Here is a 12,404-nt window from a genome sequence, read left to right on the forward strand (position 1 = left end):
TAATTTTATGAATTTAAAGAGCAGTCTGCGGGGACAGACTGCTCTTTAATCTATTTTATATTTATTTAATAAGGGATAATAATGAAAAACTTTTAAATCACTTTATGTTTATATTATATATATGCTATGTGGCGAATTTGTGTCAATAATATAAAATTTTTATTAAGACTTTAAAAGAGCCTGCGAAGAAATCTCTGTAAATTATACAATACAACAGCTTTCTATGATAAAATTAAAATATCATAGGAGGCTGTTTTTTATGGGTAAAAGAAGAGAAAGATTAAATGAAAGGAAAAAGAATATCATAACTCAATTAATTGAAGAATATGACATTCATACTGCTGATGATATTCAAGATTCACTTAAAGATTTACTAGGTGGAACTATTGAAAGTATGCTTACTGCAGAGTTGGACAATCATCTAGGATATGATCCTTATGAACGTACCGACAGTGCTAACGCACGAAACGGAAAAAAGCAAAAGACTATACGTAGCAAGTATGGAGAAATTCCAATAGAAGTTCCACAAGACAGACAAGGAACTTTCGAACCACAGATAGTGAAAAAGAGACAAAAAGATATCTCAAGTATTGAAGATAAAATTATTTCAATGTATGCAAAAGGACTTACAACAAGACAAATATCAGAACAAATTGAAGATATTTATGGGTTTGAAGTCAGTGATGGTATGGTTTCAGATATAACTGATAAGTTACTTCCTGACATTCAGGATTGGCAGCAAAGACCGTTATCAAGTATTTATCCTATAATATTTATAGATGCCGTCCACTTTTCAGTGAGAGATAACCATGTAATAAAAAAATTAGCTGCATATGTTATCCTTGGCATTAATGAGGAAGGTAGAAAAGAAGTTCTAAGTATTCAAATAGGAGAAAATGAAAGTAGCAAGTATTGGTTAAGTGTACTTAATGAGTTAAAAAATAGAGGGGTTAAGGATATTTTGATATTATGTGCTGATGGACTTCCTGGAATCAAGGAATCTATAAACGTGGCATTTCCTAATACTGAATATCAACGATGCTTGGTGCATCAAGTTAGAAATACATTAAAATATGTATCAGATAAAGACAAAAAGGAATTTGCAGCTGATCTTAAAACAATATACCATGCACCTTCAGAAGAACATGGACATTCTAGGATGATTGAAGTAACTGAGAAGTGGCAAAGCCACTATCCGAACGCAATGAAATCTTGGTCTGATAATTGGGATGTTATAAGTCCTATATTTAAATTTTCAGCAGATGTAAGAAAAGTTATCTACACAACTAATGCAATCGAAAGTCTTAATAGTACATATCGCAGACTTAACCGTCAGCGTAGCGTATTTCCAAGTGATACATCTCTTCTTAAAGCTTTGTATTTAGCTACTTTTGAGGCTACAAAGAAGTGGACACTACCTTTGCGTAATTGGGGTAGAGTTTATGGAGAATTATCAATTATGTTTGAAGGACGCTTAGTTTAATCATTTTATAATACAAAAAAATACGCCCTAAGACAGGGCGCACTTGACATGTAAAAAAATAGATATTATATTGAAAATATAACTTAAATAATTTTTAGGTTATCTAATCTTAAAAATCTTATCATAGAAAGCTATTTACAGAAAATTTTTCACACGCTCCTTTAAAATCTATATTAATTAATATTTTCTAATCACGTATTATGGGAATTGTTTCATTATACCGTCAGTAAGCATATCAGCAAACATAATCATATGATCTTCACCTTTATCGTAAGCTTCAATATCTGCTTTCCAGTCTTTATTTAATCGTGCCACGGCTTGATCAGTAACAAATTGTAAATGCTTATGTAACATATCTCTTAAATCTTTCTTTGAATAGTTTGGATTAAGAGAACTTAGAAAATCAGCTATTTCATCTGCATTTTTATACCATAATTTATTGTATTTTTCTAGGTCTGATTTGTTGTTACTTTTAGCTGAACCAACAACTTTACCTGCAAGATTTATATGTTCTCTTAATAGAGCAGCAAGTTTATTCCCTGCTTCTTCACCATAATAGGGCTTAATTGAATTTCCAATGTCATCTTGATTTTTAAGAAGTCTTTCAAGGGCTAGAGGTGTATCTTCAAGTGAAGCTAAATCGCTCATAATAACGCTTCTAGTCCATGAAACATGATCTATCCAAAGTCTTCTTTCGTCCATCTTTAGATTACATCTAGCATTATTAGAGGCAGAAGTATTATCATAAGATTTGTTTTGGATAGCATGAATTTTCATTGGTACTAAGACTAATGTTAATAGTGATAATATTATTAATGAGTTTCTAAAAAATTTTTTCATTTGTATATACTCCTTTTGTATTAAAGTTAATTTTAGTGTGTTCAAAGTTATACATAAGTATGCACAATGCTTATTATAAAAACATAAAGGAAAAATATAATGCTTTAGATCAATGAATTTAAAGATATCAAAATAAAACTTAGCTAACGTATGAATAATTATTTGTGATAATAAATAATTATATTGAGAAATATAAACTTAAAGATGGTATTATATTATATATATTAAATTGAGAGTAAGGTGATGTTAATGAGAATCAAATTGAAAATTAAACCAATAATATGTATGAGTCTAGTATGCCTTTTAGGTGTTTCTGTTTTAGGATGTGCTAAGTTAAAGGATTGGATTGGAAAAATAAAAGGAGAGTTAGTAGGTCAGCATTTTACAATAACTACATATGATGATTATGCAAACAAAACTTTAAGTATAGAAGGCAAAAAAGTGACAGTTGGACTTTTAGAAAATAGTGCGAATTTTGATGCGGAATCAACAGATTTTAAATCAGAAGTTCTTGAAATCACTATTAATGGAAAGCAGATGTTTCAAGTTGGGAATACTGTAATTTTTGAAGAAGATGGATTAAATGTTGTTGAACATTATGATATAAAAGATGAAATTAAAGCAAATTCTGGTGGGGGATATGTTCCTTTTGATAGAGCTGTAAATAAATTAAAAAATGAATTAGGTAAGAAGAAAACAATAATAATAAGTTCACAGCAAGGAGTACCAATAGGAGTATATCAAGGTGATGATGTTTATGTTACAATTCCAGAGGATTTACCTAAGATGACAAGACTCAATATTGATGGAAAGGCCTTATATATACACAGAGCTAATTATGTTATTATTGATACAGAGATGATCGAAGGATAATAGAAAAATTGGGGGAGTTATAATGATCAGTAAAGAAGTAAAGATATTTTTAATGAGGCATGGTGAGACTATTTTAAATAAAGCTGGAAGAACACAAGGATGGTGTGATGGTATTTTGACTAAAGAAGGAATAGAAGTGGCTGTAAATGTTGGCTTTGGTCTAAGAGATATTAAATTCAAAAGTGTTTATAGCAGTGATTTAGGAAGAGCAAGAAAGACTGCACAAATTGTTATAAAAGAAAATAAAGCAAGTAAGGATTTAAAATTACAAGAACGTGAAGGATTAAGAGAAGTTTACTTTGGAAAATATGAAGGTGAGATTGATAAGATGATGTTTAATGACATATTGAACTATCTTAATGTAACTTCTATTGAAGAAGCAGAAAAGAAATATGAATTTCAAAGGGCCTATTGTGATACATGTGCTGCTTTAGACGAAACTAAAGAAGCAGAAGATTATAATACTGCGATAACAAGAGTTATGAATGAGCTTAAGCAAATCTGCAAGGAGAATTCACAGGAAGGAGGAAATATACTTGTAGTAGCTCATGGAGGAATTATAAGACTTATTATAGATTATCTTGATAAAAGCTTTAATATAAGAAATATAGATAATTCAAGCATATCAATGATTTCTTATAGAGATGGAGAATTTAAAATTGAATCTGTAAATGATAATAGCTATAGTGAAAAAGGAAAAGAAATAAGCAAACAGAATTTATAGATAGACTTGATGGACAATCAGTATTGGAAAAATTATTTTATGGTGAAGATGTTAACTTTTTAGTTAATCAAATTGCTGACCTGCATAAAAAAATACTAGAATATAATACTTGTGAAGTAATGTCATATAAAGAATTTCTTCAATTATGCATTGGTGAAAAAACAAATCTTAATGCTGATATATATAATGAAATAGCAGCTTTATCAAATGGAAATTGTTTGTGCCATGGAGATTATCATCCAGGAAATGTTTGGGTAGATACAAATGGGAAAGTTTTGGTGATTGATTTTATGAATGTATGTCATGGACCAAGGCAATATGATGTGGCTAGTACATATGTATTAATTTCAGAAGGTGATATACAACAAGAGATACACAATAGAAAAGAAATTGGACATATGCAAAAGCAATTAGCGGATATTTATTTGAAAAAACTTAATGTTTCATACAATGAGATTAGTAAATATGTATCAATAATACGAAGATGTCGTAAATATGAATTGAAGTAATTGGTTACGTTAATAAATTACATTTGAAAACTAGATAATAAAAACGGCAGAAATTTTAAGTGAAATTATTAATGTTAACTGCATACCATTAGAAGGATTAGAAGAAGTTAATCTTGGTGAATGGCAAGGCTTATCATGGGAAGAAGTAAAAGAAAAATACCCTATAGAATATTGTCAATGGTATTGTAATAGAAGATACACTGAACGACCTAATGGAGAATCCTACGAAAATATGTTAAAACGTGTTTTAAATGCCATACATAAAATTATTAAAATCTTGATTTCTATCAGTGGGATATAATAGCAAAAGATTTTTGTAATGAGCCAACCGTAAATATATGTGTTACACATCAAGATGGAGAAATTGCAATGTTTTATAATATGTAGATACAAATAAATAATAGAGGGGGAGAACTGAAATATGAAAGAGGATATATATAATTATTTAGATAAGTTTGAAGAACAAACAAAGAAAAGATTTTGGGAGTTATATAAAGTTATCTATGAAAGTACCTCCAGAAATATTGATGAAAAATTGTGGGCTAAACTACCATCATTTTATGTAAATGATAATTTTATTCGTCTTATTCCTTTTAAGGATCATATTAATATTGAAGCCAAAGCAATAGTTTTTCATAAAGATGAATTGACAGGATATAAAATAACACCTAAAGGTATGATGCAAATTTTTCATAATCAACAGGTTACGTGTGAATTATTAAAAACAATATTTGAAGAAAGTTTTGAATATCGCTAATTTGTAATATTCTTAAATTATAAATCAATCATTTTTTTCGTTCTTCGTTTGGCTTAGATATTAAAACTGTATTCCCATTATTTGAAAAATCATCGGATGAACAGTTTAAATCTATTGCAGATTGCTCCATAGCAATTTTCCATATGTCTTTATTAAGCATAATTTATTTTCTCTTCTCAAAAGCATCTATAAGTAATTTTATCTTATAATTTATGAATGTGTTTAAATTATTATTAGATTATGGATCTATTATATTTATATGCATTATATTTGCACACTATGTAGAGTTAGCCATAAATAATAAAAATAAAAGTTTACTAAAGCTAAAAGATTCCCTATAAAAATAAAGACCACTGTCCTTGTAAAAAAGCCTGTAGATACCATGGAAATTGTAAAGCGTGTGTTGCAATTCACAGGGCACATGAAGAACATGTACCAAACTGTATGCGACCTTTAATAAACAAGAAAATTAAAAATATTATCAGAACTCACAGAACATACTATAGCTAATGATATATAGCCACCAAAGGAAATTTTGAGAAAAGAATAATATATAACTTACAGTTTATGGTTTGATACAAAAATTTTTTAAAAGCAAATAACAGTTTTTAATTCATATACATTGGTTTGGCTAATAATTTCAGTTTTTTTGATGCAAATATGGGCATAGCTTTTTTGGCTCTTCCAGCCTTTAGTGCAATATTTATATGTAACAGAGGCTATATTTATAGCAAAAGTTAGTATTTACAAAAAGGTTTGTATCTAATGTCCATATTTGCGTGAAAAATCTACATTATTTTAAAGTAATGAATAAAATTTACATCAATATAGCTGAAAAGCACGTAAAAAAGCCATATGCTCCTGATAATCTTGATTTTTTGCATCAATGAATGATTTAAAGTTTCTTAAAATACATCTGTCAGAGCTTGTTGAATAGATAGAGGATTTTTTATAGTTATCAAATCTAAATTTTGCAGCAGAACTGGATAAATCACAGTAGAATTCTATGTCTCTTGATGATATTAAATTAAGTTCATTTAAAATAGTTGAATGGGCAAGAAGCATACTTGCAAAATGATTTGCTTCACGTTCTTTAAAAGCATATATTTCATCATTAGTAAAGTTGTCCATATTCAGTGAATGGTGTCTGCATAATATATGTCCTAACTCGTGAGTGGATGTCCATCTCATTCTTTGCTTTGAATTATCAATAAAATCATTAAAGAATATAATATATTTATTTTTAGATTTAGAAAAAACGCTGAATCCATCATCAGAAGTAAAACACTCTAGGAATTCTTCTTTTGTTAGATTAAGGTCTTTGGCATAAGTACTATATGAAACAATCTTAATATTTTTAAAAGAGTCAATTATAGAAAGTATATCAACAGGAAATTGAGTGATGTTTGCATTAATATAAATATCATTAATAATCTGGTGTATGAACTTATATCTAATCATCAAAGTATTCATCAAAGGCTGCCTTTAACATATTCATCATTTTTTCTTTGTCTTTTTCACTCATTTTCTTTCTAGCACGCTCTATAATAACTAAGTCATCATCCATAAAATTATTTCCTTCACTAATATTATCATCAGCATCAGAATATTTTAAGTTTAAAAGTTCAGATTCATCAATTTCAAATATCTTAGCTAATTTATGTATAATTTCATCGCTAGCAGGAGTTCTTCCGCTTTCTATGTCTCCTAAATATGATCTAGATATACTTAGCTTATCTGCAAGATCTTTTTGAGTAATTTTATTTCCAGTTTTAAAACCATATTCACTTCTTAATTGTTTTATCTTTAAACCTAATTTTTTACTCATAACCATGCTCCTTATCTAAAGTTCCTTCCTTTAGTATAATATTATGTTTTTTACGTCAATATGTCAATAAATTGAAGAGAATAAAAGTAAAGAATAGATAATATATCATAATAGATGGATAGTTTGTATGCCTGACGTTATATGACGTGAATATGAAATTGAATTTTACAAACAGAAGACGTAAAAAATATATGTAAGCAAAAAAAGATGCAATTAAACTTATTTATGGTAATAAGGGGGAGGAATATGATTGTTTATTGCAGTGCGTGTACATGTGTATCTAATTCCAAAGGTAAATGTACTAAAGAAAGTATTAGATTAGAAGATTTTGAGTATTATGAAGATACAGAAGGAAAAAGACGTGATTATCTTGAGGATGATATGAAATGTGTATCATATGAAAGCATATATAAAAAGAAGTAAATATAAAATCTTAGTTTTAGGAGATGAGTGATAATGTATAAACTTACGAATACAGAAATAACAAGATTATTAAAAGAAAACTTGAAAATTCTTTTTGATACTAGAGAAACTGTAAATGGTCATATTTTAGAGTACTTTGATAAAGAAAACATTTCTTACAAAAGGCAAAAACTCGATGTGGGGGATTATACTGCAATAATTACAGTAAGACCTGAAATTGGCATATATAGAGATTTGGCTTTTAAGGTTGGAGTTATAAGAAAAACTTCAATTGATGAAATAGCAGAAAATTTAATTGAAAAAAGGGACTATAGAGAAGAAATGAAATTAGAAAGGCAGCTTATGAGAGGAAAGGTCAATGGTATTAAGATGTCTATGATAATTGAAGATCCTGATGGACTAGAAAACATAAGAAATGGAATATATAGAAGCTCGCTTAATCCTAAGGCATTTATGGGCAAGTTTTCATCACTTCAAGATAAATATATTCAAAATACAGTATTTACATCTAATGAAAATACTGGATACCACATTCATAGAATTTTGTATTATTCAGTAAGAAATTTTTTGAAGGAAATCTAAAAGCCATGTGTAAAAGTCATTTAGGGTTTTAAAAAAGAAGTCTGCATGTTTTGCAGACTTCTTTTTAATTTAGAAATAATAAAATTAAGCAACTTGGTATTTTGTGATTTCTCTTTTAGTAAGCTTGGCACTACCTTTACCAACTAGTGCACCAGAATCAGTAATGAAAATGTTCTTAGAGATTATTAAATCCATAAGAGTTAATACTTCAGATTGAGTTATATCTTGCTTTATTTTATTTATACTTAAAGTAGTGCTTTTACCACCTTCTGTAGTGAAAATCATTGTTAAAATATACTCCATAATCGTAGCCTCCTTTCATAAAATTTTTGATTAAGAGTTATGCATTTACTAAGTTAGAAGTAACATTTACAAATGTATCTCTAGTACTAGCATCCATAACATCTTTTATAGCTTCTGCAACTTCATAAAGAGAATCAGGAGAAGCATCATTTCTGATGTTTGCAAAATTCTTTTTAGAATAAATTGCATCGCCAGCCTTATCTACTCCATTTTGAACTTCAATAGTTAAAGAAGTAGAATCAATTATTGTACTTATTGCCATAAACTCACCTCCTTTTATTTGTAGTACATATTGAATATATGCATGAGTATGAGAGATTACGGAAAATTAATAAAAATTTTAATTAATTATTTATATATGAGAATAGAAGTTGTTGTAAATGCTCAACTTAAATAGGTATAATCATATTAATAGTAAAAAATTTTAGTGATAACAATATAAAATAGAAGGTATATGTAAGGAGAGTTTTCATGAATATATTAGTATCATTAGATTCAAATTATATAAAGCAAGTAAAGGTTATGCTTACTTCATTACAAATTGAAAATCATAATGAAGAGTTTTACGTATATGTGTTAAACTCAAAGCTGACTAGTGGTGATATAGAGAATATAAAGAGATGTGCAGATATAAATAGAACTAAAATTTTTGATATAAAAGTTCCTGACAGTATGTTCACTAATGTACCTATAACAGATAGATATCCAAGAGAAATGTATTTTAGAATATTTGCAGCTAAATTGCTTCCAGATAATTTAGACAGGATACTTTACTTAGATCCAGATTTAGTTATTATAAACTCGTTAAATGAATTTTATAATATGGATTTAAAAGATATGTATTATGCAGGTGCTACACATATTGGAAAGCCAATCACTAAGTTAAATGAAGTACGACTTAATATGCCTCCTGAATGTGAATATATTAATTCAGGTGTACTTCTTATGAATTTAAAAGCTTTAAGAAGAGAACAAAATGAAGAAGAAGTTACAGAATATATTAAGAAAAACAGTATAAGATTATATCTTCCAGATCAAGATGTTATTAATGGTTTATATGGAGATAAAATAATTTGTGTTAGTGAAAAAAAATATAATTTTGGTGAAAGAGATTTTATTAAAACTAAATATCTATCAATAAATGGTGAAAAGATAGATATGAAGTGGATAGTGAATAATGCCTGTATAATTCACTATTATGGAAGAAATAAGCCTTGGAAAGAAGACTATATTGGTGACTTGGATGTCTTTTATCATATTTATGAAAAAAGGCTAAGACAGTTTGAAGAAATTGGATGTCATATAATATAAATAAGGGCTATACTAAGTTTAGTGAGGAAAAACTGAGATAAACTCATAGTCTAACGTATACAAATAAATATATTTTAAAATTATTTATACCACAGTATTCAAATTGAATATGTGGTATTTTATTTATAATAATTTTTATTGGGGTTGTAATTAGGATTTTCTATTTTAAAAGTTAATGTAAATAAATGATAATAAAGATGACATATGATTGACATATATATTATGTATAATAAAATTATTAAATGATAATAGATATCAACTAATAATTTTATAAAATAAGGAGAGAAGCTATATTAATGAAGAAAATTTTAATTTCAGGATTATTACTTTTAGGATTACTAGCAGTAGGCTGCTCAAATACTGGAACAGGTGCAAGTGATTCAGCATCAAATAGTAATGCAAGTGTTGAAGCGGTTTCAAATAAAGAATTTACATTAGATGAACTTAAAGAATATGATGGTCAAAATGGAAACAAGGCTTATGTTGCAGTAGATGGAGTAGTTTATGATGTAACGGATGTAGGTGCATGGAAAAATGGAGAACATAAAAATGGTATAACAGCAGGGAAGGACTTATCAGAGGAAATAAATAAATCACCTCATGGAAAGGATGTTCTTAAAGATTTACCTGTAGTTGGGAAGTTAAAGTAATATTAATGAAATAATTTTAGGAGATATTAATATGAATAATAATAAATTAATTACCAACGAAAAAGAAAGAAAGCGCGTATTTTATTCACTGATAGTCTCTGTAATAATGATTCTATTTATAGGATTTCTTATATTGGAAAATTATCTTGTATTAAATATATTAAATTTTAAATCAATAAGAAGATATGCTGGATTAATTGGACAAGTCGCAGCTTATGGATTTGCAGTAGCAATTAGTATGTATGCTGTTAGAAGAATAGCAAAACTAACATTCTTAAATAATTTTAAGAAAAACATTTTAATGTTAGCTAAAATATTAAGAGAATGGCACGTTCCAATATCAATAATATCATTTTCTATAATATTATTTCACGCATACATTATGCTTTCTAGGGGCATATTTGTGAGTTTACGCTATATATCTGGAATCTTAGCTCTATTAATTTTAACAGTTCAGATTATATCAGGTATATTTAGATACAAAAGAATTGGCATTAAGTTTCATAAGATAGCAGGAATTTTATTCACTATAATGATGATTATTCATATTTTAGCTTAATGCAGATAACAAAAATATGACATTTACCTTTCTGCAAATACATTATGTTCATATTAATGAAGGATGTATCTATAATAAGGCTTGTATTCATATAAAGTTAATAATGTGATGAATAATGAGGGATGTGCATTTAATTTGCACATCCTTTATTGAGTTCCACCTTCTTTTGTTATATATGTGTAATAATGATCAAGAGCAGAATCTACAATTGTACTTACGCATATATTAAGAACTGGGTGAAGACTTTTTAGCTCATTTAATTTTCTTATTGTGGAAGCTCTTAAAGTATAACTCCTTTTAATTGTTGGTATTTCATCATTTAAAATAGGAGTAGCACCATTAGATAAAGGTTTTATCCTTGAACTTATTTTAGAGGTATCAAAAATAATATCCGCTGTAGAGTTTTTAGAAGGGGAATCATTATTGTCAAAAGAAAAAACAGAAACACATTCCCCGAGAGAACTTTCATCTACGTCAAAATTACATATATATTCATTTTCCTCAACTTCAAAGTCATTTGGTATAGCTTTTTTATTTTTACTCATTTAAGTGACCTCCATTAAATTTTCTATATTATGTTTATTTGCATGAAGAATTGGAAATACGGAATTTTAGAAGAAAAATTCTAAGATTCTTAAGAATTTTAGAACTTAGGAATTTTAGAATTTAAGAATATTAGAATACTAGAATTTAAGAAATTTTGAATGGGATCTTTGGTGTTAATATAGCTTTATGGATATATTTTAAAAATAAATTGTTCTAAATGCACAATGGTATAAATTTCAATAAAGTACTTGCTTAGTATGAATTAACTAGGAATTTAAGCTAATTATCCATAAAAATAAACTTAGAGGAGATAGATGCTTTCAATTAGATAATATGGTGCTCTATGGTAGAATATTATAAAAAATGGACAATGAATTAATAGAATTAGAGGACTATAATAGAGATGAATTCAATAAATGAAAAATTGAAAGAAGGCTTTATAATGGAAAGTATAGCATTTAATATTAGTGAAAGAAATGAAAAAGGCAAAAAAGTAAGAAGAAATGGAGAAATACCATGCATAGTTTATGGTGAAGATATACATAAATCTACATCTGCAAAAATGTCTAAACGTGATGTAAATGAACTTTTAACTTACCCTAAGAGTTCTATGTTTTCTCTAAATTTAAATGGAAAAGTTGAAAATTGTGTTGTTAAAGAATTACAAAAAGATAATTTCGGAAAGGTAATACATATAGATTTTCAAAATGTAAGAAAAGATGAAAAGATAAAATTAAAGATTCCAGTAACATTTCTTGGTGAAGGAATGCTTGAGTCTAAGCAATTATTACTAGAAACATTCTTAAATGAAATAGAATTACATGGAGAAGTAGATAAACTTCCAGCAGAAATAGAATTTGATGCATCAAATTTGGAATATGGTAACAAGGTATGTGCTAAAGATTTGACTCTTCCAGAAGGAATAGAATTAGGGGTTGATGAAGATCTTGTGATAGCTAAAGTAGAAGGAAATGTTACAGTAACAGAAGATGAAGAAGAAGAAAAATAAAAGCTTA

19 protein-coding genes are annotated in these 12,404 nt (G+C 27.8%); 12 read left to right on the plus strand and 7 right to left on the minus strand.

What is annotated here, in order from left to right:
- Positions 1-259 precede the first annotated feature (259 nt).
- Positions 260-1,483 (plus strand): IS256 family transposase, encoded by a 1,224-nt coding sequence (locus CNEONATNEC86_RS06150; protein ID WP_159135701.1) that lies wholly within the window; start codon positions 260-262, stop codon positions 1,481-1,483.
- Between the two features lie 198 nt (positions 1,484-1,681).
- On the opposite strand, the gene CNEONATNEC86_RS06155 is transcribed toward CNEONATNEC86_RS06150, so the two are convergent.
- Entirely contained in the window at positions 1,682-2,323 is a 642-nt protein-coding gene (locus CNEONATNEC86_RS06155; RefSeq protein ID WP_125148293.1) for a glycosyltransferase, read from the minus strand.
- A 249-nt stretch (positions 2,324-2,572) separates the two neighbouring features.
- Between CNEONATNEC86_RS06155 and CNEONATNEC86_RS06160 the strand changes: the two genes are divergently transcribed.
- The 5 genes from CNEONATNEC86_RS06160 (at position 2,573) to CNEONATNEC86_RS06180 (ending at position 5,186) form a co-directional block, all read left to right on the plus strand.
- Positions 2,573-3,196 (plus strand): DUF5052 family protein, encoded by a 624-nt coding sequence (locus CNEONATNEC86_RS06160; RefSeq protein ID WP_230132177.1) that lies wholly within the window; start codon positions 2,573-2,575, stop codon positions 3,194-3,196.
- A 22-nt stretch (positions 3,197-3,218) separates the two neighbouring features.
- The gene (locus tag CNEONATNEC86_RS06165) at positions 3,219-3,920 is read left to right on the plus strand and encodes a histidine phosphatase family protein (RefSeq protein WP_159135702.1); all 702 of its coding nucleotides are present in this window, start codon (positions 3,219-3,221) and stop codon (positions 3,918-3,920) included.
- A 23-nt stretch (positions 3,921-3,943) separates the two neighbouring features.
- The gene (locus CNEONATNEC86_RS06170) at positions 3,944-4,429 is read left to right on the plus strand and encodes an aminoglycoside phosphotransferase family protein (RefSeq protein ID WP_159135703.1); all 486 of its coding nucleotides are present in this window, start codon (positions 3,944-3,946) and stop codon (positions 4,427-4,429) included.
- 37 nt (positions 4,430-4,466) lie between these two features.
- Positions 4,467-4,730 (plus strand): histidine phosphatase family protein, encoded by a 264-nt coding sequence (locus CNEONATNEC86_RS06175; RefSeq protein WP_290369449.1) that lies wholly within the window; start codon positions 4,467-4,469, stop codon positions 4,728-4,730.
- A gap of 120 nt (positions 4,731-4,850) precedes the next feature.
- Positions 4,851-5,186 (plus strand): DUF1801 domain-containing protein, encoded by a 336-nt coding sequence (locus CNEONATNEC86_RS06180; protein ID WP_159135704.1) that lies wholly within the window; start codon positions 4,851-4,853, stop codon positions 5,184-5,186.
- A 28-nt stretch (positions 5,187-5,214) separates the two neighbouring features.
- Here the strand turns inward: CNEONATNEC86_RS06180 and CNEONATNEC86_RS21755 are convergent, their stop codons facing one another.
- The 3 genes from CNEONATNEC86_RS21755 to CNEONATNEC86_RS06195 form a co-directional block, all read right to left on the minus strand.
- Positions 5,215-5,346 carry a hypothetical protein gene (locus CNEONATNEC86_RS21755; protein WP_276508206.1) on the minus strand — a complete coding sequence of 44 codons (132 nt, stop codon included), beginning with the start codon at positions 5,344-5,346 and terminating at the stop codon, positions 5,215-5,217.
- Positions 5,347-6,008: 662 nt separating this feature from the next.
- Positions 6,009-6,659, minus strand: a complete 651-nt coding sequence (locus tag CNEONATNEC86_RS06190; RefSeq protein ID WP_159135705.1) for an ImmA/IrrE family metallo-endopeptidase — start codon at positions 6,657-6,659, stop codon at positions 6,009-6,011.
- A complete protein-coding gene (locus CNEONATNEC86_RS06195) occupies positions 6,640-7,014 on the minus strand; it encodes a helix-turn-helix transcriptional regulator (protein WP_083498746.1) in 375 nt (124 codons plus the stop codon). Before CNEONATNEC86_RS06195 ends, CNEONATNEC86_RS06190 begins: the two co-directional genes overlap by 20 nt.
- 246 nt (positions 7,015-7,260) lie before the next feature.
- Between CNEONATNEC86_RS06195 and CNEONATNEC86_RS06200 the strand changes: the two genes are divergently transcribed.
- Entirely contained in the window at positions 7,261-7,437 is a 177-nt protein-coding gene (locus tag CNEONATNEC86_RS06200) for a hypothetical protein (protein ID WP_157065766.1), read from the plus strand.
- Between the two features lie 33 nt (positions 7,438-7,470).
- Entirely contained in the window at positions 7,471-8,019 is a 549-nt protein-coding gene (locus tag CNEONATNEC86_RS06205) for an ERCC4 domain-containing protein (protein ID WP_125149201.1), read from the plus strand.
- A gap of 84 nt (positions 8,020-8,103) precedes the next feature.
- Here the strand turns inward: CNEONATNEC86_RS06205 and CNEONATNEC86_RS06210 are convergent, their stop codons facing one another.
- On the minus strand, positions 8,104-8,322 hold the full coding sequence (locus tag CNEONATNEC86_RS06210) for a DUF2922 domain-containing protein (protein ID WP_058294408.1): 219 nt from the start codon (positions 8,320-8,322) through the stop codon (positions 8,104-8,106).
- Positions 8,323-8,359: 37 nt separating this feature from the next.
- Positions 8,360-8,584 (minus strand): DUF1659 domain-containing protein, encoded by a 225-nt coding sequence (locus CNEONATNEC86_RS06215; protein WP_058294409.1) that lies wholly within the window; start codon positions 8,582-8,584, stop codon positions 8,360-8,362.
- Positions 8,585-8,793: 209 nt separating this feature from the next.
- Between CNEONATNEC86_RS06215 and CNEONATNEC86_RS06220 the strand changes: the two genes are divergently transcribed.
- The 3 genes from CNEONATNEC86_RS06220 to CNEONATNEC86_RS06230 all read left to right on the plus strand — a co-directional run bounded on the left by CNEONATNEC86_RS06220 (position 8,794) and on the right by CNEONATNEC86_RS06230 (position 10,842).
- A complete protein-coding gene (locus CNEONATNEC86_RS06220; RefSeq protein ID WP_058294410.1) occupies positions 8,794-9,633 on the plus strand; it encodes a glycosyltransferase family 8 protein in 840 nt (279 codons plus the stop codon).
- A gap of 296 nt (positions 9,634-9,929) precedes the next feature.
- Complete coding sequence (locus CNEONATNEC86_RS06225; RefSeq protein ID WP_083498747.1) at positions 9,930-10,283, plus strand: cytochrome b5 domain-containing protein; 354 nt, start codon at positions 9,930-9,932, stop codon at positions 10,281-10,283.
- A gap of 31 nt (positions 10,284-10,314) precedes the next feature.
- Positions 10,315-10,842 carry a hypothetical protein gene (locus CNEONATNEC86_RS06230; RefSeq protein ID WP_159135706.1) on the plus strand — a complete coding sequence of 176 codons (528 nt, stop codon included), beginning with the start codon at positions 10,315-10,317 and terminating at the stop codon, positions 10,840-10,842.
- 146 nt (positions 10,843-10,988) lie between these two features.
- Here the strand turns inward: CNEONATNEC86_RS06230 and CNEONATNEC86_RS06235 are convergent, their stop codons facing one another.
- On the minus strand, positions 10,989-11,387 hold the full coding sequence (locus tag CNEONATNEC86_RS06235; RefSeq protein WP_058294412.1) for a hypothetical protein: 399 nt from the start codon (positions 11,385-11,387) through the stop codon (positions 10,989-10,991).
- A gap of 404 nt (positions 11,388-11,791) precedes the next feature.
- Here CNEONATNEC86_RS06235 and CNEONATNEC86_RS06240 point away from each other — a divergent pair, with 404 nt between their 5' ends.
- Positions 11,792-12,397: a 50S ribosomal protein L25 gene (locus CNEONATNEC86_RS06240; RefSeq protein WP_058294413.1), complete on the plus strand. Its 606-nt coding sequence runs from the start codon at positions 11,792-11,794 to the stop codon at positions 12,395-12,397.
- Positions 12,398-12,404: the final 7 nt, after the last annotated feature.

Source organism: Clostridium neonatale, assembly GCF_900465025.1.
GTDB classification, from domain to species: domain Bacteria; phylum Bacillota; class Clostridia; order Clostridiales; family Clostridiaceae; genus Clostridium; species Clostridium neonatale.